The sequence below is a fragment of the Candidatus Kuenenia stuttgartiensis genome (assembly GCF_900232105.1).
In the GTDB taxonomy this organism is placed as follows: domain Bacteria; phylum Planctomycetota; class Brocadiia; order Brocadiales; family Brocadiaceae; genus Kuenenia; species Kuenenia stuttgartiensis_A.
Genome location: NZ_LT934425.1, coordinates 2,487,461 through 2,512,908, shown reverse-complemented (window position 1 = coordinate 2,512,908; position 25,448 = coordinate 2,487,461). Strand labels below are relative to the sequence as shown.

The 25,448-nt window shown below is 37.8% G+C and carries 32 protein-coding genes; all 32 read right to left on the bottom strand.

Annotated features, from left to right (window positions below; all coding sequences use genetic code 11):
* Positions 1 to 12: 12 nt before the first annotated feature.
* Complete coding sequence (locus tag KSMBR1_RS11665) at positions 13 to 777, bottom strand: class I SAM-dependent methyltransferase (protein ID WP_099325492.1); 765 nt, start codon at positions 775 to 777, stop codon at positions 13 to 15.
* A gap of 34 nt (positions 778 to 811) precedes the next feature.
* Positions 812 to 1,792, bottom strand: a complete 981-nt coding sequence (locus KSMBR1_RS11660) for a glycosyltransferase (protein ID WP_099325491.1) — start codon at positions 1,790 to 1,792, stop codon at positions 812 to 814.
* A gap of 25 nt (positions 1,793 to 1,817) precedes the next feature.
* Positions 1,818 to 2,978, bottom strand: coding sequence for a hypothetical protein (locus tag KSMBR1_RS11655; RefSeq protein ID WP_157820548.1), 1,161 nt, complete (start codon positions 2,976 to 2,978; stop codon positions 1,818 to 1,820).
* A 367-nt stretch (positions 2,979 to 3,345) separates the two neighbouring features.
* Complete coding sequence (locus KSMBR1_RS11650) at positions 3,346 to 4,413, bottom strand: methyltransferase domain-containing protein (protein ID WP_099325489.1); 1,068 nt, start codon at positions 4,411 to 4,413, stop codon at positions 3,346 to 3,348.
* Positions 4,404 to 5,255, bottom strand: a complete 852-nt coding sequence (locus KSMBR1_RS11645; protein ID WP_099325488.1) for an SDR family oxidoreductase — start codon at positions 5,253 to 5,255, stop codon at positions 4,404 to 4,406. The genes KSMBR1_RS11650 and KSMBR1_RS11645 overlap by 10 nt, the downstream gene beginning before the upstream one ends.
* Positions 5,256 to 6,302 carry a Gfo/Idh/MocA family protein gene (locus KSMBR1_RS11640; RefSeq protein ID WP_197705182.1) on the bottom strand — a complete coding sequence of 349 codons (1,047 nt, stop codon included), beginning with the start codon at positions 6,300 to 6,302 and terminating at the stop codon, positions 5,256 to 5,258.
* A gap of 6 nt (positions 6,303 to 6,308) precedes the next feature.
* Positions 6,309 to 7,133, bottom strand: a complete 825-nt coding sequence (locus KSMBR1_RS11635; protein WP_099325487.1) for a sugar phosphate isomerase/epimerase family protein — start codon at positions 7,131 to 7,133, stop codon at positions 6,309 to 6,311.
* Complete coding sequence (locus KSMBR1_RS11630) at positions 7,130 to 7,831, bottom strand: class I SAM-dependent methyltransferase (RefSeq protein WP_157820547.1); 702 nt, start codon at positions 7,829 to 7,831, stop codon at positions 7,130 to 7,132. Before KSMBR1_RS11630 ends, KSMBR1_RS11635 begins: the two co-directional genes overlap by 4 nt.
* 27 nt (positions 7,832 to 7,858) lie before the next feature.
* Entirely contained in the window at positions 7,859 to 8,584 is a 726-nt protein-coding gene (locus tag KSMBR1_RS11625) for an acylneuraminate cytidylyltransferase family protein (RefSeq protein WP_099325485.1), read from the bottom strand.
* 2 nt (positions 8,585 to 8,586) lie between these two features.
* A complete protein-coding gene (locus KSMBR1_RS11620) occupies positions 8,587 to 9,981 on the bottom strand; it encodes a DegT/DnrJ/EryC1/StrS family aminotransferase (protein WP_099325484.1) in 1,395 nt (464 codons plus the stop codon).
* An 8-nt stretch (positions 9,982 to 9,989) separates the two neighbouring features.
* Entirely contained in the window at positions 9,990 to 11,009 is a 1,020-nt protein-coding gene (locus KSMBR1_RS11615) for a Gfo/Idh/MocA family protein (RefSeq protein ID WP_099325483.1), read from the bottom strand.
* Positions 11,010 to 11,021: 12 nt separating this feature from the next.
* Positions 11,022 to 11,888, bottom strand: a complete 867-nt coding sequence (locus KSMBR1_RS11610; protein WP_099325482.1) for an N-acetylneuraminate synthase family protein — start codon at positions 11,886 to 11,888, stop codon at positions 11,022 to 11,024.
* Positions 11,888 to 12,409, bottom strand: a complete 522-nt coding sequence (locus tag KSMBR1_RS11605; protein ID WP_230407995.1) for a KdsC family phosphatase — start codon at positions 12,407 to 12,409, stop codon at positions 11,888 to 11,890. The genes KSMBR1_RS11610 and KSMBR1_RS11605 overlap by 1 nt, the downstream gene beginning before the upstream one ends.
* A gap of 263 nt (positions 12,410 to 12,672) precedes the next feature.
* The gene (locus KSMBR1_RS11600; RefSeq protein WP_099325481.1) at positions 12,673 to 12,873 is read right to left on the bottom strand and encodes a hypothetical protein; all 201 of its coding nucleotides are present in this window, start codon (positions 12,871 to 12,873) and stop codon (positions 12,673 to 12,675) included.
* 15 nt (positions 12,874 to 12,888) lie between these two features.
* Entirely contained in the window at positions 12,889 to 13,320 is a 432-nt protein-coding gene (locus KSMBR1_RS11595) for a HEPN domain-containing protein (protein ID WP_099325480.1), read from the bottom strand.
* Positions 13,317 to 13,649 (bottom strand): nucleotidyltransferase family protein, encoded by a 333-nt coding sequence (locus tag KSMBR1_RS11590; protein WP_099325479.1) that lies wholly within the window; start codon positions 13,647 to 13,649, stop codon positions 13,317 to 13,319. Before KSMBR1_RS11590 ends, KSMBR1_RS11595 begins: the two co-directional genes overlap by 4 nt.
* Positions 13,650 to 13,727: 78 nt before the next feature.
* Positions 13,728 to 14,027 (bottom strand): hypothetical protein, encoded by a 300-nt coding sequence (locus tag KSMBR1_RS11585; protein WP_099325478.1) that lies wholly within the window; start codon positions 14,025 to 14,027, stop codon positions 13,728 to 13,730.
* Between the two features lie 279 nt (positions 14,028 to 14,306).
* Positions 14,307 to 14,447: a type II toxin-antitoxin system PemK/MazF family toxin gene (locus tag KSMBR1_RS23475; RefSeq protein ID WP_157820546.1), complete on the bottom strand. Its 141-nt coding sequence runs from the start codon at positions 14,445 to 14,447 to the stop codon at positions 14,307 to 14,309.
* Positions 14,448 to 14,552: 105 nt separating this feature from the next.
* Entirely contained in the window at positions 14,553 to 16,109 is a 1,557-nt protein-coding gene (locus KSMBR1_RS11580) for a hypothetical protein (RefSeq protein ID WP_099323647.1), read from the bottom strand.
* 606 nt (positions 16,110 to 16,715) lie between these two features.
* Positions 16,716 to 17,042 (bottom strand): hypothetical protein, encoded by a 327-nt coding sequence (locus tag KSMBR1_RS11570; protein WP_099325476.1) that lies wholly within the window; start codon positions 17,040 to 17,042, stop codon positions 16,716 to 16,718.
* The gene (locus KSMBR1_RS11565) at positions 17,042 to 17,356 is read right to left on the bottom strand and encodes a hypothetical protein (RefSeq protein ID WP_099325475.1); all 315 of its coding nucleotides are present in this window, start codon (positions 17,354 to 17,356) and stop codon (positions 17,042 to 17,044) included. The genes KSMBR1_RS11570 and KSMBR1_RS11565 overlap by 1 nt, the downstream gene beginning before the upstream one ends.
* A gap of 146 nt (positions 17,357 to 17,502) precedes the next feature.
* The gene (locus KSMBR1_RS11560; protein WP_099325474.1) at positions 17,503 to 18,027 is read right to left on the bottom strand and encodes a hypothetical protein; all 525 of its coding nucleotides are present in this window, start codon (positions 18,025 to 18,027) and stop codon (positions 17,503 to 17,505) included.
* Positions 18,028 to 18,234: 207 nt separating this feature from the next.
* Complete coding sequence (locus KSMBR1_RS11555) at positions 18,235 to 18,573, bottom strand: type II toxin-antitoxin system PemK/MazF family toxin (RefSeq protein WP_099325473.1); 339 nt, start codon at positions 18,571 to 18,573, stop codon at positions 18,235 to 18,237.
* A complete protein-coding gene (locus tag KSMBR1_RS11550) occupies positions 18,566 to 18,760 on the bottom strand; it encodes a hypothetical protein (protein WP_099325472.1) in 195 nt (64 codons plus the stop codon). The genes KSMBR1_RS11555 and KSMBR1_RS11550 overlap by 8 nt, the downstream gene beginning before the upstream one ends.
* 427 nt (positions 18,761 to 19,187) lie before the next feature.
* Complete coding sequence (locus KSMBR1_RS11540) at positions 19,188 to 19,409, bottom strand: hypothetical protein (protein ID WP_099325470.1); 222 nt, start codon at positions 19,407 to 19,409, stop codon at positions 19,188 to 19,190.
* A gap of 252 nt (positions 19,410 to 19,661) precedes the next feature.
* Complete coding sequence (locus KSMBR1_RS11535; protein ID WP_099325469.1) at positions 19,662 to 21,122, bottom strand: B12-binding domain-containing radical SAM protein; 1,461 nt, start codon at positions 21,120 to 21,122, stop codon at positions 19,662 to 19,664.
* An 8-nt stretch (positions 21,123 to 21,130) separates the two neighbouring features.
* Complete coding sequence (locus KSMBR1_RS11530; RefSeq protein WP_099325468.1) at positions 21,131 to 22,093, bottom strand: transketolase family protein; 963 nt, start codon at positions 22,091 to 22,093, stop codon at positions 21,131 to 21,133.
* Positions 22,090 to 22,962 carry a transketolase gene (locus KSMBR1_RS11525; RefSeq protein WP_099325467.1) on the bottom strand — a complete coding sequence of 291 codons (873 nt, stop codon included), beginning with the start codon at positions 22,960 to 22,962 and terminating at the stop codon, positions 22,090 to 22,092. Before KSMBR1_RS11525 ends, KSMBR1_RS11530 begins: the two co-directional genes overlap by 4 nt.
* Positions 22,931 to 23,872: a GDP-L-fucose synthase family protein gene (locus KSMBR1_RS11520; protein WP_099325466.1), complete on the bottom strand. Its 942-nt coding sequence runs from the start codon at positions 23,870 to 23,872 to the stop codon at positions 22,931 to 22,933. Before KSMBR1_RS11520 ends, KSMBR1_RS11525 begins: the two co-directional genes overlap by 32 nt.
* A gap of 2 nt (positions 23,873 to 23,874) precedes the next feature.
* Entirely contained in the window at positions 23,875 to 24,096 is a 222-nt protein-coding gene (locus tag KSMBR1_RS11515) for a hypothetical protein (protein WP_099325465.1), read from the bottom strand.
* The gene (locus KSMBR1_RS11510) at positions 24,089 to 24,451 is read right to left on the bottom strand and encodes a hypothetical protein (protein ID WP_164995619.1); all 363 of its coding nucleotides are present in this window, start codon (positions 24,449 to 24,451) and stop codon (positions 24,089 to 24,091) included. The genes KSMBR1_RS11515 and KSMBR1_RS11510 overlap by 8 nt, the downstream gene beginning before the upstream one ends.
* A gap of 58 nt (positions 24,452 to 24,509) precedes the next feature.
* Complete coding sequence (locus tag KSMBR1_RS11505; protein ID WP_099325463.1) at positions 24,510 to 25,448, bottom strand: NAD-dependent epimerase/dehydratase family protein; 939 nt, start codon at positions 25,446 to 25,448, stop codon at positions 24,510 to 24,512.

Below are 25,448 nucleotides of genomic sequence, written 5' to 3'. Positions count from 1 at the left end.
CCGTTTTATTAATTACCTTTTAGTAGCAAGGACATGATACCCATAACACAAGACTTCATTTGAACCGTTATCATTTTTGGACAAACGTTTTAATGTTCGCAGTATTTTCCATATAGCAAAATATTCAATCATACTTAATGATTTAGCTTTTGTTGCATATTCTAGTGACATAAGATTTAATCGCATAATTTCTTGTTGGAGAAATTCAAAGTAGTTGCCGTTTGGCACTATCTCAACAATATCAAACCCAAGTTCTTTCAACCATTTTTGGTAAAAATAGCGGTTAAATCCACTATAAAAATGGAAAGGGGCAAAATGCGTCAGGCTACAAAAAGGCGCGGTTAAAATCAAACGTCCACCTGGTTTGAGTAAGCGAGCAAACTCATGAATTGCTTTAATGGGATCAGTTAGATGTTCAAGTACCTCCACACACATTATGGCATCAAAAGAGGCGTCTGGTTCTGGAATTGCTGTAATATCAGAAATGATGTCGAGGTTGGATTGATTCCAATTTCCCATCTGTAGCCCTGCATCATTGCCCTTGCCGTCATACTGAGCAAAATCCTGAGCTACATAGTTTAGGTGGGTACAGAAGCACCTGTACTGCTGCTCTCCTGCACCAGCATCAAGAATACGAGAACCATCTGGAATTTTTTTTAGTGTCTTCTTCAACCATTCTTCACGTTTTTCTATATTTGTTGTTTTTAGAGATTTTAAGAAAATTTTAAAAAAAATTTCTTTCAAGTTATATTTCGTTTTTTTAAAAATCTTATTCAATGTGTTTTGCCACGTAAAAATATTCCTATAACCTTCAAAAAAAAGTGCTATAAAACTTTTTAATGGAACTTAATAGTTGTTTGTCCTTTATTTTCTTACGTAACTTTTTTTGCATAGTATAAATATCAGTCCGAACACATCTTGAGTTAATAATGCGATATCTCAGTATTTTCCACCTACATTTTCTAATCTCAGCATGAGTAACTTCCTTCAATATTGTAGACACTCTGTTTTTAAAAACATGAATGCTACTTCCTTTGAGAAATTTATTTTTATAATCTTTTACATACCTATAATATCTATCCATAATAGGCATTTCTATATTAGATAACCGCTTCCCTCTTGAATCTTCGTGCGTTCTGCCATAATTTGCAATTACAGGAAGAAAATAAGGAAGGTAGCCAAGGGCATTAAAATTATAAATAAATCCCATATGCAAATGATCTATAAAAGGATCTCTAGGGTCATCTTTGGGAAGGCATATATCAAAAACCCTTCGGGAAACGCAATAATTTCCTTCTGGATACCAAAACCCTGTAGCTAACCAAAAAGGAAAGAAGTCCATCTTCTGGGGAGGATGATCATTAAAAAATTCTACATATGAAATATTGCGAAGGTAGCCATCCTCTGTCATATATTGTGGTAATCCCCACACCAGAGAAACTTCCTCATCTGAATCCAATATCTCCACGCAATGTTTAAACCAGTCTTTATTTAGGTAGCCGTCTGAAACGCAGCATTGCATGACATATTCTCCCTTAGCCATATCCAATCCTCTTCTAAATGCCTGAACTATGTTGTCTTCTTTCTCAGAAATCCACCGGATATGCGGATATTTCTTCAAAATTTCAATAGTATTATCTGTTGAACCTCCATCAAAAACAATATGCTCAAAATTTCTGTAGGATTGACTGAGAATAGATTCTATTGTATCAACCAAAAACCTACCATGGTTTAATGATGGAGTCAGTATCGATATTTTAGGCTTTTTTACTGAAAGTAAATCTTCAAACATATTATCTTACCATCCGTTATAAAATTCAAACCCCAACATGTTTTTTCATAAACGCTGTCAATGTAAGTTCCGGCAAAATACTTTTCCTTTTTTGTGAAACTTTTGAAAAGTCATACTTAGCCAATGCTTCTAAGCTATCAAAATAGCAAATACCCTCTGTATTTGAGAAAAGGTCACCCTCCGGTATATCAAATATATCAAGGCTGATTAAGATTTTCTTAGTTTTAAGATGATTGGCCCACCATAGAACAGAGGAATAACTGGTTACAATAATTTTTGCTTCAAGTATTAATTTTTGGGTGTTTTCTTCACTCGGGATAATAGAGATATGCCCATTATGCTCTAAAAGGCGTTTGGCAAGTTCATTATATTGGAACTGAATATCTCTTGATTGGCCGGGTTTCAATTTCAAGAATATTTTATAATTAATGAATTTGTTCTTTAAAATATCAATGGCCTCTGACCACCTATCAAAAAAGAACTGAATTACGTCCTCCTGCGGCATATCCTTCGCTTTCGCTATATATTGCATTTCGGAGGCAGTTAGCAAAATAAGAATTGTATTCATTTCCTCTATTGGCCCGTAAAGGCAGAAAAATACATCCTCCTGAATATCATATAAAGGATTTCTTATTGCAGTCGCTGGTTCTCCACAATAAACCACTAAACCTTTCTTTTCTTTTTCTGAATAAGCAATGCTATGTTCATAATAATTTATTTTTTTATTATACCATTTCTTTTTAATTGGAAAGGATCTTATGCTTGGCTTAAAAACACGACCTGTAATTACGAAAGGCACTATATAATAACCAAAATAATATGACGTAATATGATTAAAATAGTGAAAGAGAAATGCCAGCCAATACGGGATTTTAAATTTATTTTGCAGGCTGTTTATATGCATAAGCTGCATCCTTTGAATATCACGATTTGGATCATCAGGCGAATGGCTAGCATTAAACCTTATTCTTTTACACTTTCGAAAGGAGGCTTCTTTGAACCAATAAATATTTAGTGGATCGTAATCATTGTGCTGAATGATCGCGGTAGGTTGATATTTGGCAAAAATAAATCTGCATACCCGATAGTAATGCCAATGCCTTTTAAACATTTTAAATAGTTTTAAGTGCGTTGTCGGATTAAAAAAAATGTATATATAATCTTGCACTATTCCTTTTTCTTTCAACTTCTCTAGTTTGTTTAAATCATGGTATGGAAAATCTAATAGCAAAACAACTGAATAGGAGCGTGACAATTCCCAAAGACAATAAATACCAGTGTTATAAAACAAATACTCAGGGCCAGGGCAGAAAAATATTACCTTTTTTGTCTCTTTATCGGTCTTCAATAGCATTAAATCCGAAACTCCAGATAGACTTAAAACAAAGGAAATAGTAAAATTTTTATATTAAATATGTCTAGCACCTCGAAAGCTCGCATCTTGTTTAAAGTTGACATTGTAAAAGTTTGTAATGTTTTCATTCATATAATAGTTATATATCGATTAACAGCTTCTTTTCCTATATAACATTATAAATTTTGCTCCATCCAGCCTATACATCAAATAATGAATGGTTTTTTAAAGTAAACAACCCTCTCAAACAATTTCCGTCTGCGCGAGGGGTATTTTCCCTTATAGAAATATTTGCTTCCTCAAGTATTTTTTCATCGAAATTATTAGGGGCTCTTTCCCTCATACATTGTTCGTAATGGGTTAATCCATATTCTTGAAGCGATAATACCTTAAAATGATAATTTTCCATGAGGTTAGCCAAGGATTCCTTTGCGAAAAAATGAATACGCGGCGTGTCAGTAAGATCTAATGAATACCAATCAGAATTGCAATTTGGCACAGCTATAAAAAGCAGCCCATCTTCTGTCAACATATACCTTAACTTGTTTATCGCACCAAACAAATCATAGACATATTCAAGACAAAAGGAAACATGGATGTAGTTAAATTTTTGATCTATTTCGCCTTCAGGGAAAAATTTTGCTATTAATTTTATACCTAATTCATTGTAATATGGTACCCAAAAATCATTTGCCTCAACTACATTTATAAATACTTGTCCTTGATGCTTTTCTCTTACTAATCTTGGAAATAAAGTCCCGCCACCTCCAATCTCAAGCATATTAATCTTGGAAAAATGTCGAAGTTCATCCTTAACAAAATTATACTGTCCTATTGCACGAATATCCTCAAGGTATAGGCTTTCATTATGATATTCGTTAGATGAAATCGAGAAGGGATGGGGTAAATATGTATCATTGAAATATTTATGCAGGAATTTAACATCTAATTGTCTATCATATACCCCATATCCACATTTTTTGCATTTCAGGATATCAAATCTAGGGGAAAAGAGAACATCTTCCTTCGCCCAATTAGCCAAATTATTTAACCAAATTAATCTTTTTTTTAATAAATTAATTCTATAATAATTTGGATTGAATACTTTCAATTTCAGTATAGGTGAAATAAAGAGAGAGAGATAATACTTATAATACTTGAAGAATTTCTTGGCAATTCTATTATGCTTGTTGTATGGATACCGAATAAAATCTGAATTATTACAAATAGCACATGAGGCTGTTGCACAAATCCTTTTCACCAGCATGTTCTTCCCCCATCCACAACCAAAACCGCACCAGTCATATAGGAAGAAGCCTCTGAGATGAGAAATAATATTGCGCCTTTATATTCATCCTTTCTTGCCATCCTGCCCATTGGAATCCTGAAAGTTAATTTTTCCAAAAAATCCATCGGCTGTTCGCTCTGGACGCCGCCAGGACATATCGCATTGACTCTAATATTTTTTTCAGCCCAATAAGTAGCTGCATAACGTGTCAGTCCTATAAGAGCGCTTTTTATTACTGGATAACTGACTGGCTTAACAGGTTGCTTGTCTTCAGGTAAACCTTCTTTTGTATAAATTCTCTGATCTGGAGCAATTAACCCAAGATCAGAAGAAATGTTCAATATGACGCCACTTTTTCGCCTTGCCATTTCAGAACCGATTATCTGAGTGCATAAAAAGGCTCCGGTCAATCCTACTGCTATATCCTGATTCCAAGTTTCAAGTGGAAAATTCTCAAATCTGCTCCCCGCTTTATTCTCATTATTAGCTTTTACTTTGGGGTCATTTGCTGCATTATTGATCAAAATATCAATTCGCTCAAATCTTTTTAAGACAGTTTCCAACATTGCCTCTACGTCGGTTTTATTAGTGATATCTGTCCTAATCCCAATTGAATCTACATCATATTTTTCAGAAATAATTTTTGCTTTTTTTATAGCTTCTTTTTCGTTAATATCGACTAAAACTGGACACCCTCCTGCTTCGGCGATAGCTTCGGCATGCATCTCACCAAGCATACCAGCGCCTCCTGTAATTATCGCAACACGATCAGAAAGGTCAAATAGCTGGTTTATCTTTGTTTTTACCTTTTTCGTATTCATTTAGAGACCAATAATTTTTCCAGTTTCCATCGATTTCTTAATTGCTAACGCCATCCTCAAACTATTCGTTCCATCCATAAGTGTTACGACAGGTTGCTTACGGCTAGCAACACATTCAAAAAAATGATCTATTTCTCTGACAAAAAGTTCGTTGCGTTCAAAACCGCCAAAATCATGGATATCCTTTTCCTTACCGGGTTTTTCCACAATCACCTTAAGTTCGGTGAGATCCATAGTAATCTTTCCCGATTCTCCTATTACCTTACAATTCCTAGAAGGAGGCTTCTGAATATAGTCCATATGCACAGAAACAGGCAGTCTCCCCCCATTAAAGGTCATATCCATCAAAATATCGGCTACATCTTCTACATCAATCTCTAAATTACTTAGATGACCCCCTAATGCAACCACCCTGCTTGGCACGCCGAATAAATCATATAAATAATCCAGTTCATGTATCTGTGACAGCACTACCCCTCCACCTAAATCACTTCTCGATGCATACATCTGCCGATAATCTTCATACTTATGCCAGTCAGGCAGATATTCTCCAACCTCAGCATGAATAGACAATAATTTCCCAACGGTTCCCTTTGCTATAAGCTCTTTAAACAATCTGTAACAGGGATGAAATCGAAGCTGGTAGCCGACGAAACTTATCAGTCCTTTTGATTGACAAATGGATACTAATTCTTCGATGCCATCGAGAGAATTTGATAGAGGTTTTTCCACAAAAAAGTCGCAACCTGCCTTAGCGACAGTTAGACAAGAAGTAATATGAAGGCTCGATGGATTGCAAATAAAGGCCACATCTGGCAATTGAGAGAGGGCATTATCCATATCCGTAAAAATATCGACCGAGTACTTTTCTATAAGATCAACATTTTCATCTATGGTCAGAGTCGGAGTTATAGCCTGCTTTAGATTCCGCACACGATAGGCAAGCAGTGTCGCATCGCCCCCAAACTTGGCATAAATATTTCTCAAATGCCTCTGCCCTATGCCACCAAGACCGATAAATAGAATTTTCATTTTATTTTTTGACATAGTTCCTCACTCATTCAAATACTTTCTTACAAACGCCAGATTTCCCTTGGCTGATTCGATCTCATCACCAGATCTTGCTACCTGGAGTATAAAAGGCCCGGCATATTTTTTAGCTCTTAGCGTCAAAAAACATGTGGCAAAATCAGTATTACCCTGACCCAAAGGCACTGTTCCTCCATTTAATATTCGGTCTTTTATGTGAACTGTAACTACCAGCTTACCGTAAGCCTCTAATTCCTCCTTCGGGTTATAGCCGAGGGAAGCACTATTGCCTGTATCGTAATTTGCCCTTGCTGCAGGATGATTAAGACTTAGCAAAAAGGCCTTAAATGTTTCATCTGGAAGTGAGGTTTCAAATGCAAAAGTTACCCCGAGTTGGTAAGCCTTCTCAAGGGTCGGTTTGATAACCTGCTTTATCTGCTCTAATTCTGCAGCATCTTTAATCGCGGAATTATCCACAAATGGTATTTCTAGATATTTAATATTAAGGTTATTTAAACGAACAATTAATAAATCAAGTACTTCCAAACGTTCTTTCAGTTCAGAAGGAGAACATCTCAGGAGTGGGCAATCCATAAAATAATCAGCACATACTGCACCAATGCGAATTCCGGTCTTTGACATAAGTGTCTTTATTGTCTTACTACCCTGATTAGTCAAAATTGGATTTTCATGAAGTCTATCTGCTTCTACAATCCAGTCTATCAGATCTAAGCCAATTTCTTTAGCCTGAAAAAATTCCCGTTCCCAGCAATCCCAAGGGAACGCCTGTATCCTCCCATCAACTGGAGGGGATAATCTCCCCTGCATGATTCCCACGGAATTTTTCATCGCTGAGATGGCTTTTGTGCACTCAAAAGAAGCATACGCTCTTTAGAGTGACGAATAAGAACATTTTGAATTCTTTCTTCTTTATCTTTCCACTTAAGAGAATTCGGCAGTAAAGATATAATTCGTGTAATAAAAACAAGACCCGGATGTCTCCATAAAAAAGGAATTTGGTAAAATTCCTTGCATTCGACCTCTATAAAGTCACCGAGTATAAAGGCCTGTCTGAGACCTTTTCTGGTAAAAGGTTTTACATGGGTAGGGTCATCCCAGAAGTATTTAAAATCCGTAGCCCAGTCAGGTGTTAACTGTACCGTAATACCCCCAGGTTTTAACACTCGATAAGTCTCTTTGACTATATTTTCAGTATTATATACATGCTCCAGTACAGATTTAGAGAAAACAAAATCAAAATAATTATCTTCAAATGGGAATGGGTCTTTTCCCAAGTCACATTCACAGATATCAAAATCTGGTAATATCCTTATACATTCTCTTCTCTTATCCAAACCCTTTACAATCATACCATTTCTTGAAAAACCAACAAGATAGTTGCCCTTCCCAGATCCTATGTCCAGCAGAATCTTGCCAGAATCTCCCGTTTTAAAGTAACACTCGGTCAAAAAATTGCACAATTTCTGCGGATACCTGTCCTGAGCATATTCATCTTCAAAGTAATTGGTTTCAAGATAATTAGGCAAATCCCTCTCCTTTTTTATGAATAATACTTATTGAAAACGTTTTTTCATTAATATCTCGCATATCTCAAAATCTTCTTGGTAGTTCAGGTCAAATGTCTCATTTCGATCAATTTCAACAGCGGCACATTTTTTACCAACCAGACTCTTGGATTTAAAGAGAACCTCAGTCCTGCAGGCGATAACCACACCACTAACCTGATATAATTTTTCAAATTCCTGGCTGGCAGGAAATCTTAATAATGCCTCGCCCTGTTTTTTAAAATAATCAGTATATGGCCTGATTAAATTATCCTTATCCACGTATACCATCCATTCAGGCCTGTTTGCCCCGGCATAATAGACTGTAACGGCTGAGTCAATTGTTTTATCAGCAATGATACTGTTAACGCATCTGTCTATATGTTCGGATTTTCTGAAAGGTGATGGCGGTTCCAGAGTCACAACTATATCCGGAAAATAACGCTCATTCTCATTAAGCCACTTGACAGCGTGTATAATCACATCTTCTGTAGGGACATCTTCAGAGATATCTGCCGGTCTTTTAAAAGGAACCTCTGCCCCAAGATTAGTTGTGACATTTTTAATCTCAGCATCATCCGTTGAAACAATTATACGGCTAACAGTCCTTGCATTTCTGGAAGCCTCGATAACGTAGGCAATTAATGGTTTGCCGTTAAGCATTTTTATGTTTTTCTTCGGAACACGAACCGACCCTCCACGGGCGGGGATTACAACCAAGACCTCATTCTTCATCTCTATCTCCCAGATGTAAATATATTCGCCTTTGATAAAACAGGCATTCGGGATAAAGAGTCTTTATTTGCCATAATCTTTCTAAATCCCTTAACAATATCATTCATATCTTTAATCGTATTTGGCCATCCTACCTGGAAAAAACCTAAATATTCTTCATCCTGCAGTCTTCTTGCATTCGGCATGTCAGGGATGGAATATTTTCCTCTTCTCTTATACAAATGGCACGAAAAAGGACAATGGTCTTTTCCATATGCTAGCTGCCGCTGGAACAACGGGTTATCAGACATGAGCCTTGCTACTCCACTTGCAACCGGTATTCCTTCTGCGCGAAGGACATCCGCCACTATATTCCTGTGTATTTTTGATTTTTTACTCATCCAGCGGAAACCCGCAGTATAAGGTGAATAAGACTTCGGATGAGTAATTTTTTGAGGCTTGAGATATTCACCGAATTCTGATATGAGCTTTTTGACCAGATAGGTATAATTTTCTTCTCTTATCTTATTCAAATTATTAAGATGATCTAACTGTGCAACGCCTATTTCAGCTAATAATTCGACCAACCTGAAATTGTAGCCGATTGCATTGGCTACCAGATCATCCGGTGAGTTTTCATTAACAACAGCCTCACCGTGATTTCTAATGAGCCTGCATTTTATAGCTATTTCTTTGCTATTGGTAACAATTATTCCTCCTTCGCCTGTCATTACATTCTTTGGTTCATTGAGCGAGAAAACTCCGGCATCACCGTAAGTACCAAGAAATTTGCCCTTATATAATATGCCAGGTGTCTGTGCTGCGTCTTCGATTACCTTGAGCCCTTTTCTCTTTGCTATCGATATTATTGCACCCAGATTCCCGGCATTACCATTCCAATGGATGGGCATAATTGCCTTAGTAGATTGTGTGATACTCTTTTCAACAGCCTCAGGAGACAGGCAGAACGTATCTAAATCAATATCAGCAAACACAGGAATTGCATTGGCAAGAACAATCGAAGTCGCTGAGGCTGTAAATGAAAATGGAGAACACATAACTTCATCTCCAGGCCCTATATTAAGGGCCATAATTGCTGCTGTCAGCCCTGATGTCGCCGAGTTTACTGATATAGAATAATCTACCTTATGCAATCCCGACCATTTACTCTCAAGTTTTCTCACGCTTGCCCCACCAAGAAAAGAAACGCTATTGGTAAGACCCTCTACTTCAGAGCTTTTAAGCCCGATAATTTCATGGGTGCCCGGTACAGGAGAGCCAATAAACCTTGTCAGTCTACCTTCACGCATTAAGGATTTGACACCATCTATCATTTCCTTTGTAATAAAGGGTTTTGACCTGAACTCTCTTGTTCTGAGCGGCTTTCCTCCATGAATAGCTAATCTATTATTTTTCATAATCTTTCTTATAGCGATGAATTTACTGGTAAATGACCTATAGAATTTGATTTATAGATTAAATTAATCAACTCCAATGATTTCAGTGCTTCTTTAGCAGTAATTTTAGGTTCCTTTTTGTTTTCGATACAATCCAGGATATCGAGATAGGCATTAACTACCCGCTCACTTTTAATATCATTAACTTTGGTATAGTCAATGGCCAGTTCATCCAACCCTTTATGCTGAGGACTCTCCCTGAACTTATACACCTCATATCTCATATCATCATCCAATATCCTAAGCCTCCCCTTTGTACATTGAATATCAAGTTCGAAAAAATGGTTTCTCTGTGACTCGCCGGTAGCTTTTACAAAGCTGATAATACCATTTTTGTGTTTGATAAAAGCAATGCCTCCAAAATCTTTTTCATCATGAACAACTCTGGTATTATTAATCCTGTCAATATGCCCCACACATGAAAGGACATCGCCACCAAAATAAATGAGCATATCCAGCATATGGTTTGAATTCATATAAAAAGCAGTATCTACATAAGCAACGATTGTCTCGATCCTCCCCAGTTTCCCGCTTTCTACCAAGTTCTTACATTCGGCATAAAATTCATCCCATCTCCGCATGTAATTAACAACCAGCAATTTCCCAGATTCTTCCGCTTTCTTCACCAGTTCAACACCTTGCGAGAGATCGAATGCAATTGGTTTCTCACAAAATATCACCTTAACATCGCTCGACAAAGCCAAGAGGACATTTTCATAATGAGTTTTTGTTGGAGTTGCTATAACGAGAATATCGATTGGTTCTTTGCGCAGCATCTCTTGCAAATCCAGATAAGAACGTGAAATTTTCCACTTCTGGGCAAATGCTGTTAACCGGCCTTCGTTTATATCGCAACAGGCCGTGAGCTTAAGTTTTTTTACCATTCCGATTGCCTTTACATGGCCATAAATATGCCTCTTCTTAGCATCATTGTCGATGTCACCCGAAACATTGCCGCAACCAGCAATCGCTACACGTTTTGTCTCCATATTTAATGTGAATCAGTCCCATTCATATTTTCTTAGTTTAGCCTTAACTTTTTTTTCTTCTTCGGTTACCTTTTTGATACCGTCTCCCATTGCCAACGTAATCGCATTAATATATTTTACTAATTTCCAGAACCCCGTTACCTCAACAGAGGCTGACTGATCAGAACCATACATGGCGTGATCAAGTGTTATATGTCGCTCAATCGAAGTTGCCCCGAAGACTACAGCAGCGCAGGATACTATTAATCCTACTTCATGACCGCTATATCCAACTTTACAGTTGAACCTTTCACGCAATACTTGAATCATCCTGAGATTTGCATCTTCGTCCTTCATAGGATAGGTGGAATTACAATGCATAAGCTCAAAAGGGCAATCTCTTTTTCTAAATATATTAACAGCTCGTTCTATTTCTTCCATGGTGCTCATTCCTGTAGAAATGAACGTATATTTTTTTTCTTCTGCAACCATTTCCAACAATTCTTTATACGTGAGCAGAGCAGAGGCAATCTTATTATATTTAAGATTGTACTGCCTTAAAAACTTTTGACTATCTAAATCCCAAGCTGATGCTAACCAATAGATTCCCTTTTCCTTGCAATACATAGCAATTTCATCATATTCATCTTTACCAAATTCTAGACCCAGTTTTTGTTCCCTATTTGTAGTTCCCCAAGGACTTTCTCTATATTTATCGAGTTCTTCTTTTGAATATACTTTTTCTACTGTTCTTTTTTGGAATTTTACGGCATCGCAACCCGCGAAGACTGCCCCATCGATTAGCTTTTGGGCTATTTCCACACTGCCGTTGTGGTTTATACCTATTTCAGCAATTATAAATGGCAACTTTTCTTCATTTACATACGGATTTGTATTCATTATGTATCCCCTTGATTACAATCAATCTTTATATATTTTAAGAAATCTCTAACCACTCCATTTCCACCTGGAACATCAAGAATAATCTTTGATATTTCTCTCACTTCTTCATATGCATCTAAAGGGCATATGGGATAACCTACCATCTTCATAGCCTCAAGGTCATTTATATCATTTCCTATGTAAACCACACCATTGAGTTGAATATTTTCTTCTTTGCAGTAAGAAATAAGGGTTTCTTTTTTGTTGTTTATGCCTTTAATGACCGAAATACCAAGCTTCTTTGCCCTCATTTCTACAACCCTATTTTTTTCTTTTGACAATATAATTTGTTTTATTCCCTTACTCTTTATCATTTCTATTGCCAGACCATCAGACCGATTAACAACAACACTTTCAAGCCCATCTTCTCGTACGATAACTTTATTGTCTGTCATAACACCATCAAAATCGTATACTATTAACTGAATATTTTTTAAAACCAAACTATGTTTTTGGTTATTTTTAGAATTGGTTTTCAATTAACTTCCTTTTTAATTTGGTTTTTGTCATTTCCTGAATATGTTCTTTGACTTTTTTCCCAAACTTTTCGTCTATCATTTTTAAATAAACTGGATTTTCAAAATATTTAGGAAAGGCATCGTCTCGAAATTTCAAAACATCCCTTGCGCTAATATATTTTGTTGGTAAAGGTAATGTTTCATAAGAGTGCTGTGAATATCCATGCCATTCTTTTGAAAGGGAAAGGCAGGGAAAGGGGACAGGCTACTTTTTCTTGCCTTCCTCATTTTTCTTTGGCCTTTCCACAGGTCTTATGGTCGATTCTAATCCATAATGCTTTGCATACCTTTTGCTGCCAGATAATATCCCCAAAGGGCGATTGCCTGTTTACGCTCTGCCACAACCTTTCCAGTTCCTTCTCTGTTAATGGTTCATCTACATATTTATCCCATTCTACTGGCATTTCAATAGGTGGATCACCCACTAAAATCGCTCTCTTTCAATGTTCATTCTGTTCAGCAGCGGGTTTTGTTATTTTCTGTAAATAGTTTTTCACCGCATTTATAAAGACTTCCGCCTCAGAAATATAAGGTTCAACCTGTTCATAAGTCAATTCAAAATACTCACGATAGTCTCCTCGCTGTCTTAATTCAAATGCCTTGTTTATAGACCGTCCGAGATTTTCACTGAAAATACCGCCTGTTACAAAACGTCTATTGAAATAACTCAAAACACCACTGTGCTTTGAAGATGAGTATTGTTCATACACAAGTAAAGCCGATACAGCGTAAAACATTGAATAATATGACCTATTGATCACAGAGCGGGGACTCTGCTTGCCTACCAAGAGAAACTTCGCCTCCGCAAGGCTTTCTTCTGCCTGTTTTATCCTGTATCTTGCGAGGGCATCTTTCTTATCATCAGGAATCAAACCTTAATTCCCTCTCTTTCGATCGCCTTATATATCTGTGACTCACTCATAGGACCTTCTTCTATCTCTTTTTTGCTGAAGATGATAACCGATATAAAACAGTCATAGCTGAGGTTTAGTTCATATACAAGATCGTCAATTGCCGACTCAATTTCCGGTGAATATTCATCAATTTTTATCATGACATCGATATCGGAATCAGGCAAGGCTTCGCCACGTGCCTTTGAGCCAAAAACCCGAAAGTCCAGAAGCTTGAATCTTTCCGTCAAAACCTCTTTAAGTTTCAAAACAGCTTTCTCTTCGTTGTCATTGAATATTACCTTATCCATTTACTCCTCCAGCTCATTATTTTATTCCTTAAATACTACTGAATCGAGCGTCTGCAAAGAGGCACTTCATGCCGATTCCTATTCAGAAAAAGGATAACGTCCTGTTTCAAGAATTTTTCTTTTCAATCTCGTCTTCGTCATTTCCTGAATATGTTCTTTAACTTCTTTCCCAAATTTTCCTTCCATCATATAAGCTGCATTTTTGAAATATTTACAAAAGGCCTCGTCTCGAAATTTCAAAACACCCCTTGCGCTAATATATTTTGTCGGTAAAGGTATGGTCTCATAAGAATGCTGTGAATATCCATGCCATTCTTTTGGCAAATCCCAACCCTCCTTTATGGCTATATCATAAAGTTCCGAGACAGGATAAGCCATTGTACAATAAAAATTTGCTAATTCAGTATTTAATTACATTGCCATTTTCTTGGTTTTCTGCATTGTCTCAATGGCTGTCATGGGGTCAGATCTTTAATCTTGATTCTGCTGAAAAAGAGCCATTTTGCCAAAACGCGCCTTTTTGAGTCGTTGCACTGTGGCATGTTGCAATTGCCCATTTTCATGGGACAGCAGGATCTAATCTTGACATCGCATAGCAAAAAATCAATAGGCCATTAAGACGATTGCGGATTGCGGGATATACTTACCCTGCCTCTTTTATTCAATTTCCAGCGTTTTACGAAGTATTTTTCTAACTTGTTGCATTAATTCAAAGGAGAGGGAACCGAGTTCTTTCCGAACCAAGGACTGGTGAATTACTGTGATTTTTTCCGTTTTAATGATAGAGGTCTTCCTCAATATCTTCCCATTCAGAGAATGCTGTTTCTGAAGACTTGGTCAGCAGGGAGGTCTCCAGATATTCGTACTACTATCCATCAATTTCTTGTTTTTTATGCGTGTTTTTCATGCCGCCATTTCCGTAAGTGCTTTAATATCAAGGGCTGAAGCGGTCATCAGTGAACAAGAGAACTTCTGGCCTTTCTCCGTCAAAACATAGCGGTTGGCCCTCGGAACTTTGCGGATTAGACCGTGTGCCCGCAGCATCTTTATCCGTCGGGTCGTTCGTCCGGAATATTTCTTTTGCTGATCCTTGCCGGATTGTTCGGATTCCCGGTAAAGCCACTTACGCAAATCATGGTTGCGGAATCCATTTATCGCGTTTTCGCCTTTGGACAGGAACATCAGCATCTGGTAATCATCCTGCTGCCAGGGATTCAAACCTCGATACCTCTTGCCCTCTTTGACAACCTTGTTACAAGCGCTGCTCACCACTTCTTTCAGTTTCTCCTCTACCTGAGCCGCCGCCAAAGCATCCCCATAACGATCATTGCATTGTTGGCTCACCTCACACCGTCGATGAAGATCGCTTACGCCCTTACGCATCTTCTGCCATGACGCCGGTTTGCCTTCATCATCATTGGGACTCCGAAAGACCTTAAAGTCCCGCGTATTATTGATCGTTGTCTCAATACGCAAGAGACTACCGCTCTTGTTATACATCTTCACTGAATTATAATTCACACTGTGCTTGACCCGTATACCTTCATAGCGTCTTCGATAGTCGCTGATAACCTCATCAGGGGCAGCGCCTGCAAGGTTACGCCTACCCAAATACTTCATCACCGAAGAACTGTCGCAAACCCGCATCGCATGATGAACAAACGATGGAAACAACTCCTCCAATGCCTCAACCGATTTAAACATGATGTCCGTCGCCCACTCCGTCTCATCCGCAGACCAGTAATACTCCGGTTCCAACGGACGAAGAATCTGCGACAATGCCGGGCAACTGCCCAACGCAAGCCCGTTCAGCAGCTTCGCCCAGTCAGTCTTAAGCTGCTCATGGAGCAGAACCTGCGCAGCCGCAATATCCTCTATACGCACAAAACAGTTGCCGTCCTTAACATAATCAATACCTTGCTTCTGAAGTTGCCGCTCCAGCCAATGACGACCATTGAGACAAATGAAAATATTAAACGGCGCCCAACTCTGGATACGAACATGACCAAAACCAAACACTGGATCGTTAAAATAATGATACACAAAGACACACTTGCGGGGCGCCATTACCAACTCGAGCTTCTTGCTGGCCTTGTTGCCCTTGACCATCGGCGCAATACAAGGCTCTACCACACTCAACAGGCAGATGGAACCTTCCGTAATCCTCTTATCCGCCGCGATCTGGCGAGCCAACTTCTCCTTATCAACACCGCTGCTCATCAAATACCGCACCTCGATACCCAAATCTTTCGCCCGCGATTCACAACTGTCTCGCACCTGTGCCGTAAGCCCATTGACCCAACCGGAAAAATCCTTAAGCAGAATTCTCGCTTGGTTCATGAATGTTCCCATCCCACGCTCACTGGCCAACCACCGCAATGTCCCGCGAAAACGAATCCTGTCCAGACCGCTTATTGCACCCACGATCCTGTCTCGATATAATTCCATCAACTTATTCATAAGTAGTGTCCTCCAAATTGTCTGATTACTATTTACGAGGATACTACTATACTTTATAATAAACTAAAAATCACCTTTTTGGTTGCGGCCAAAGGCCGCGCTAGGAATTCTTTGATCTAATTCTACGATCTGGCGCCTCGAAAGTCTGGGTAAGACATGCTTTATCTCTTCAACGGTTATTTTAACAGGATTCATTTAGAACCTCCTTTAAATTTGCGGAAAAAGCTCAATGTCACCATCTTCGAGTATCTTTGCATTGCTTATGACTTCCATCCTTTTCCTCCTCCATATTTTTACTACTCATAGTATCACCATGAAGTACCTAGAGCGGCCTTTGGCCGCAACCAAATTCGAAATACGAATATCGAAATACGAAACAAATTCAAATGACAAAAAACCCAATGCTCCAAACTTTACGGAAGCCTCATATAATCAATGCCTTACAGTTATGCATTTTAAAAAAAGAGCATTAAAAACAAAGGGCACAGGCTACCTTTCCTTGTCTCATGATAAATAAATCCATATACCAATCCCCTTGGAATTCTGGGCATATTTCAGAATCCTCCTTACAATTCAGCCTGTCCCATTTTACCCTCTCGTAAAAAGTTAGTATTTTTCTTGTACAGCCTTAAACTCTAAAATTATCGATTCTATGGAAGGTTCATCACAAGGAATGTGGCTGTTTGGCTCGCCAGGAGGATGATAGTGCCAAAACTTGTAGTTGTCATAGCCAATTATCCTCTCACCCTTTGAGATTAGAGCAAAACTCCTCTTTCCAGTTATGGCATTAGCATAAACCACAATGAAAGTTGCCTCATCGATATGCGCCCTCACTTCGAGTATAATTCCACGTTTTTCCTTACTGTCGATTCGAATTGAAGGAAAATATTTTTCTAATAATTGAAACAATTCATTTTTTAAGTTGCCCAACATCAATCTAGTCGTTCCAATTTGCGCAATGATTCTAATCTAATCCGTTTCTCTTCTTCAAGGTCTTCCCATAACATTGCGTCATTTTCTAAAGGATAAGAGTGAAAATCGCCTACATTTCCCTTTTCGAGATGTTCTTTAAACTTTTCAAAAGAGAGTCCATATTTTATCTCAAACTCTAATATTTCCTCTTCGCACTCTCTCAGAAGTTCCCTGAGCCCGGCAGACAATGCCTTCATTACTATATCTTCTGCCTTCTCTCCAAATTCTTTAAATATACCTTTTAAATTAGGGGATAATTCTATTAAGCTGTGCATATTTCAACCTCCTCACTCTTTTTACCAAAAACATTTTTTAAACAAGCCTTCGCATCATCGATAACCCCAATGGGATATATAATCAAAGGGGGGAAGGGGACAGGCTACCTTTCTACCTTTTCTCGCCTCATGATAAATAAATCCATCTACCAATCCCCTTGGAATCCTGGGCATATTTCAAAATCCTCCTTACAATTCAGCCTGTCCCATTTACCCCTAAATACTACTCCATTCTCCAAGAATCGAGCGTCTGCAAAGAGGCACTTCATGCTGATCCCTATTCCGAATTCCGAAAAAATATAACGTCCTGTTTCAAGAATTTTTCTTTTCAATCTCGTCTTCGCCATTTCCTGAATATGTTCTTTAACTTCTTTCCCAAATATTCCTTCCATCATATTCAAATAATCTGCATTTTTGAAATATTTACAAAATGCATCGTCTCGAAATTTCAAAACTTCCCTTGCGCTAATATATTTTGTCGGTAAAGGGAGGGTCTCATAAGAGTGCTGTGAATATCCATACCATTCCTTTGGCAACTCCCAACCCTCCTTTATGGCTATATCATAAAGTTGAGAGCCAGGGTAAGCCATTGCACAATAAAAATTTGCCAGTTCAGAATTTATTTCCATAGCCATGTCCAGGGTTTCCTGCATTGTTTCAATGGCTGTCATGTGACCATGTCTTTAATCTTGATTCTGCTGAAAAAGAGCCATTTTGCCAAAACGCGCCTTTTTAAGTCGTTGCACTGTGGCATGTTGCAATTGCCCATTTTCATGGGGCAGCAGAATCTAATCTTGACATCGCATAGCAAAAAATCAATAGGCCATTGGGTCATTAGGACGATTGCGGATTGCGTGATGTACTTGCCCAGCCTCTTTTTATTCAATTTCCAGAGTTTTACGAAGTATTTTTCTAACTTGTTGCATTAATTCAAAGGAGAGGGAACCGAGTTCTTTCTGAACCAAGGACTGGTGAATTACTGTGATTTTTTCCGTTTTAATGATAGAGGTCTTCTTCAATCCTGTTTTATGAAAATCCGGGTTAAGTCCATCAACTTTGATCCATGACTCACGAAGCCCATCAATGGACTTGGAAAAAATACCAAGGATGATAACGTCATCCCCCTTCTTGGTAAGCACCAAAGCAGGTCTTACCTTCGAAGACTGGCTATCAGTGAAAGGGAAATTGACCAATACTATAGTGCCGGGTTTAAACATCGGTATTATAGAGGTCTTCCTCAGGGTCTTCCCATTCAGAGAATGCTGTTTCTGAAGCCCTGGTCAATAGGGATGTCTCCAGATATTCGTGAATTCTTTGATCTAATTCTATGATCTGGCACCTCGAAAGTCTGGGCAAGATATGCTTTATCTCTTCAACGGTTATTTTAACAGGATTGTAATTCATTTAGAAACTCCTTTAAATTTGGTACACTTCCCACATTTTTCTCTAGTGTTTAATTGCAATAGTACACAAGATATCTTGTTGCCTCGAATACCCATAGAATAAAGGGATTTCTGGAGAGAAATACTATCAACAATTTATGCAATTAGACACTAGGTTTATTTTTCATCTTCAACCTTTCCCGGACGACCTTATCCGCACTACCGCATGGCAATCCATTTTTACCTACATCTGTTACCCTTTATGGCTCTTTGAGAAAACTCATCTGCTCGAAATGTGCATCGAATGTCAAAGCCCTTGCAATCCCTTCCTTTTTCATTAGGGTGAAACTGGTACAATCTACAAAACTCAGATCTTTATACTCTATTTTTCTAAACAGACTCAAAAAAGCAATCCAGTAGGAAATGTCAATAAAGGCTTTTTCCAAGGGTTATTTTCCCCCATAGATATACTTATCATGATTTAGGGAGCCGTCTTTGATTTTCACATCGGCCCTTCCACAGAGTTCAAGAAGGGGACTGGCAAGCTCCTTTTCCTCTTGCACAACGATCCTTACTGTTTTTCCCACCAATTTTTTGAGTTTTTCTTTTGCCTCGGGAGAAAGCTCAATATCACCATCTCCGAGTATCTTTGTCTTGCTTATGACTTCCATCTTTTTCCTCCTCCATATTTTTATTTTTCATTCTGAAAGTATCCTTTACTGACCCCGTCAAGCACTTTCATGCGCCCGGATTCAAAACCGTAGGCCACCCAGTTGATGCCCGATTGTTTCCTCCTGGCTAGCATCTTTCATTGACTGTATCAACTCTGGCATAAGCCCAGATATTCAGGCCATATCCTCTCACGATGATCAGGTCACAGAAATCGAAGAGGCGAAATATAGAGCAATGAGCAATTTAGAGAGTCAGCTCTCAAGTAATTTTCTTTTTAATCTGGTTTTCGTCATTTCTTGAATATGTTCTTTGACCATTTTCCCAAATTTATTCTCTATCATATTTAGATAAATGGGACTTGATGAATATTTATGAAATGCATCATCCCTGAATTTTAATACTTCTCTGGCGCTAATATATTTTGTCGGTAAAGGGAAGGTTTCATAAGAGTGCTGTGAATATCCATACCATTCCTTTGGCAACTCCCAACCCTCCTTTATGGCTATATCATAAAGTTCCGAGCCGGGGTAAGCCATTGCACAATAAAAATTTGCCAGTTCAGAATTTATTCCCATAGCCATGTCCAGGGTTTCCTGCATAGTTTCAAGATTGTCGTCTGGTAAACCAAAAATGTAATTTGCACCCACTCGAATACCTTCAGATTGAATCATTCTTATAATTTTTATAATATCTTTTACTCGGGTCCTCTTATTGACACCTTCTCTTACTACAACACTTGCCGATTCAATACCTAATGCAAGCCAATTAATTCCTGCCTTTTTCATTTTTTTAAAATGTTCTTGCTTAATCGTATCAATCCTTGCATAAGCCCACATATTCAGGTTATAACCTTTTCGGATTATTAAATCTACGATTGACATGTAATGCTTTTCATTAAAAACAAATAATTCATCCACTATCTTTATATTTTTTATGCCGTATTTGCTTGTCAATAAACCTATTTCTGCTACTACCAATTCAGGGCTTCTATACCTTATCCCTGGTTTTCCAAATGGAGCATTTATACAACAGAATACGCAATTGTAAGGGCAGCCAAGGCTTGTATATATTGCGCCATAAGGCATCCTGTTATTTATATCATCAAAGCAATGCCAGTTATGGGCTCTATATCTTTCCATTGGTAAAAGATCCCATGCTGCAATAGGTACCATTTTATCTAAATCTTTAATAAGCGACGGTCTTGGATTATTTCTTATAGCTCCATTATCAAAATACCACAGGCCTGGAATACTAGAGTAATCCTTGCTACCCGATCTTAAAATGTTAAGAAGGTGTTCTAATGTAAAAGTACCCTCTCCTTCAATAACAAAGTCTACCTCTTCTTCCTCTAATGTCCTTTTTGGCAATGCCGATGGATGAAGTCCTCCTATAGCTACCTTCGAAGATGTGTTTGTTTTTAATGCCTTACAAATTCTTCCTGCAACTGTCATATTTTGTGTAGATGCAGAAGGTTGCGAGCCATAAACTATTACTGCAGACAATAACGGTTGTAATCTATTTGCTTTTTCTGCAGTTTCTTGTGGAGAAATATTTTCAGCGTTTGCATCAATAACTGCCACATCAAACCCATTATTTCTAAGATAAGCACCTATTACAGCAATCCAGAACGGAGGTTCAATTGCAGCGTAGTCTTCCCCAAGGTTTTGATAAACCTGCTTCCTGTCACCAGGATTAATTAAGACTATATCCATTCTCTGCCTTATATCTTTCTCAGCAAGTCTTTTATATCTTTGACAATACTGTCTTCATCCAGTCCATTTAACTTGTGCATGCAATCCCTTCCGCCCATCTCAAAAAGATATTTATCGCTAAATCCCATTTTTTTTAATTTAATGCTTGCTTCTTTATTATTTAAAATGCCTGATACCAGACTGTCCAGGCCACCTTTATTTATAAATGCCTCTTCAAGAGTTATCACATATTTATATTTACTCAGTGCCTCAAAAAGTAAATCCTCATAAAGCGGTTTTATCAGAAAAACATCAACAAGCCCGATAAAAACATTTTCCTTGGTCAATTTCTCAACTACCTTCAGGGCTGTATGCGTCATATAGCCCGTTGAAACCAAACATACATTGTCGCCCTTTGTCAGTTCAAAAAATCCGATCTGTATATCCAAACTCTTCGTGTTTCCATAAATAACCGGCAATGGCTTACCGTCAAACCTGATATATTTCGGGCTTTTGTGTTCTATTGAATAATCCACAAACTTCTCTGCGAGTAAACAATCGCTGGGAGAAAAAATGCTTAGGTTGGGTAAGGTTCTTATTATACTGATATCTTCGAGGCTGTGGTGCGTTGGTCCTGATACATCGTAGCTCAAGCCTGCGCCAACTCCCACCAAGTTTACATTTACCTTATGAGTATGGGAAAGCAGAGAGAGGTTATTTCTTATCTGTTCATAAGCCCTCATTATCAAAAATGGTGCAATAGCATAGGCATACACAGTAAACCCTTCCAACGCTAAACCTGTCGAGACATTTATTAGGTTCTGCTCTGCAATACCAACATTTATAAATCTGTCACTAAAATCCTCTCTCAGTTTATCAAGCTTCGGTGAACCAAAATCAGCAGAGAGAAAAAAGATTGAGCTGTTATCAGACATACGATGATAAATCTGTTCTATAAAGACATCCCTCATGCTCTTTCTCTCTGTAATCATTTTAATTCCTCTATTGCTTTGTCAATTTCGTCAGGTTTTATGTTTTTTATATGACTCAAGGGGTCATTTTCAAGGCTTGGTATACCCTTTCCTTTTACAGTACTAGCTATCAATAATTTTGGTTTGTTATCTTTACTCTCTTTTAATTCTTTTAAGGACTTATATAATTGATTAATGTCGTGCCCATCAACTGCTCTAACCATCCATCTAAACATCTTGAACTTCTCGCTAAGAGGTTCTAAATCCAGTATATTTTTACAATAATCAAGCATACAAATTTTATTGTTATCTATTATTAATACCAGATTATCCAATTTATGCGCCCCTGCAAACATGACTGCTTCCCATACCGAACCCTCGTATAATTCACCATCACCAAGAAGTACAAAAACTTCTTCACTTTTGTTTTTTCTTTTCAAAGCAAGGGAAATACCGCACGCAACCCCAAGACCGTGTCCTAAAGAGCCGTTTATTGTCTCGTATCCGGGGATTATAGTATCCGGAATTGCTCCGAGAAAAGAACCCTCTTTGCACACCCGTTTCAATTCCTGCATATCAAAATATCCCAAATCTGCAAGTACCGGATACAATGAAATTGAACCATGACCCTTACTGATAATAAATCTGTCCCTATTTCCCCATAGGGTATTTTTGGGATCAAAATTTAGAATCCTACCATAAAACAAAGCCACAAATATCTCCACAGCAGATAAAGAGGAAGCCAGTCTTGTTTCCTGTGCTATCCTGTGAATATTCAAGGTCTCTTTACGCACCCATAAGGCTTTATTTTTTAAAAATTCGATCAAATTTTTTGATTCTTCTTTAGGTATATTATCCTTACTGTTTTTGGATATTTTTAAACCACTCATAAGTTATTTTCAGTCCATCTTTAATCGCAGTAAATGGCTTCCATTCCAGACTATAAAACCTTGAACTATCCAAGAGTTTTCTCTGGATACCATCTGGTCTTGTTGTATCCCATTCAATCTTACCCTTAAACCCTACAACTTTTGCTATAATTTCAGCAAGCTCTTTTATTGAATAATCAATTCCAGTTCCTATATTGTAATGTGTATTTTGAAGTCTTTCTACATTTTTCATGGCAAAAACGGAAGCATCAGCAACATCATCACTAAACATAAACTCCCTTCGCGGATTCCCACTGCCCCAAAGAGTTATTCTGTTTCTTCCTTCTGTCTTTGCCTCATAAAATCTTCTTATTAAGGCAGAAAGCACATGGGAATTCTCCAGGTCAAAATTATCGTTTGGACCATACATTGAATTGGGAATCAGGACAATGAATCGGTTTGTTTTATATTGATTGTTATACGACTTACAAGCAATTATGCCTGCAATTTTCGCTGCTGCATAAGCCTCACTGGTTTCTTCTATTTCACCAGTCAATAAATATTCTTCTTTTATGGGCTGCGGACAATTTTTTGGATACACACATGACGAACCATAAAACACTAAGTGCTGAACCCCGTATTTTTGAACTGCTTCAAAAACATTGTCCTGGATTGCTATATTCGTATGCATGAAGGTTGCAGGATATGTCTTATTTGCAATAATACCTCCTGTCAGTCCGGCGCACAAAAATACATACTCCGGTTGTTCATTCTTAAAAAATTCATCAACAGATTCTTGCCTTGTTAAATCAAGCTCAGTATGAGTTCGCATAACGATATTTGAATAACCTTCTGATTTCAATCTTTTTAGTAACGCAGAGCCTAATAGGCCAGTATGTCCAGCCAAATAGATTTTTGAATCTTTATTCATAATTATTTTCTATCAAAGATATCAGAAGGAAGTTCAAATTTCTTTATCAGTCCTTTTAACGCATACGGCAATATTGTTGTTTTCATGCCATGCGCCTTAACGGGAAAAGATTTCCCCATTTTTATAAATTTCCCAGAATGCCTGCCGCCACTTTTTGAGTCAAATTCAATTCCATAATTTTTTAGTAGTTCAATAACCTTTCTTAGTTCAAGGGCTTTAGGCATAGGTTACTTCGTTTATTTTCTTAGTTTTTAAAATATCAATGTTCTCCTTGATATTTAGCAACTCATCCTGTAATTCTGATTTTCTAAATGCTTCCCAAAACTCATCTTCGTCTGGATCGATAATTTCATCTAATGCATCATGTTCTATAGCATGGCCAATATAGTCCTTTATACTATCGCTTAAAGAGTTAAGCGCCTCAGTTTCACTATTCCCATGGCTTGAAACCGAAAAATCCAAACACCGCGCAACTATAACATCATCCTCCTTTGTTAGCAATATATGCAGGCGCAAAGACGGCAAATTCTCAATACTACCTGTTAATGCCTTTAAAATGGTCATCTTTCTAACCCCCATTTCTTAAATAGGTTTTCTTTTCCAAAATTCGCATTGACTGTGTCTCATTTTCTAATTTTCATACGTTTGAGTACTTACTATTCGTAATAATCTTGTATCCTTTAATAAGCTCTTTTATTCCCATTTCAAGCGAATAGACAGGATTAAATCCTGTTTTTTCAATTTTTTCATTTGATACAATATAATCTCTTTTATCAGGGTCTTCACCTATCGGCGACTCTAAATATACAAAATCCGGAACATACTCTTTTATCTTTGCACAGAGTTCAAGTTTTGATAGATTTGCATCCGACAAGCCTACGTTATAAGGCTCATTTTTCATCGTATCAAAATTATTTACGGCATGTATAAATGCCCTTGCTACGTCCCGAATATGGATGTAGTTTCGTTTAAAATGACCTTCAAAAATCACTACAAATCTATCTTTGACTGCCCTGTAGGTAAAATCATTTACCAATAAGTCAAGTCGCATCCTGGGAGACGTGCCAAATACCGTTGCTAACCTGAAACTTATTGAATTTCCTTTATCGAGTACAATCTTTTCCGCTTCTACCTTAGCCTTTCCATATAGTGTAATGGGATTCAAAGGAGTTTCTTCAGTACAATACACCCCTTTTTGTCCAATGCCATAACCGCTGTTCGTTGTAGGTATGATGAATCTCTGTTCTTTTGAGGCAAGCTTAACCAGGGAAGCCGCTGCATCTCGAATAGTGGTTATCGTTCCTATTTTGTCTCTGCTGCAAAGTGGGGCGCCTACTAATGCCGCTAAAGGTATAATATAATCAGCTTTTTCCAGAAGAAGTTTTAGAATATCCTCATCTCTTGCATCTCCTCTTACCACATTAAAATTTTCACTTGAGCAACAGTCCAGCAAAGGGCTTTGACCGAACATAAAATTGTCTAAAACAGTTACTTTGTGTCCTAATTTTAACAATTCGGGAACCAGTACTGAACCCAAATACCCAGCTCCGCCGGTAACTAATATATTGTAACTCAT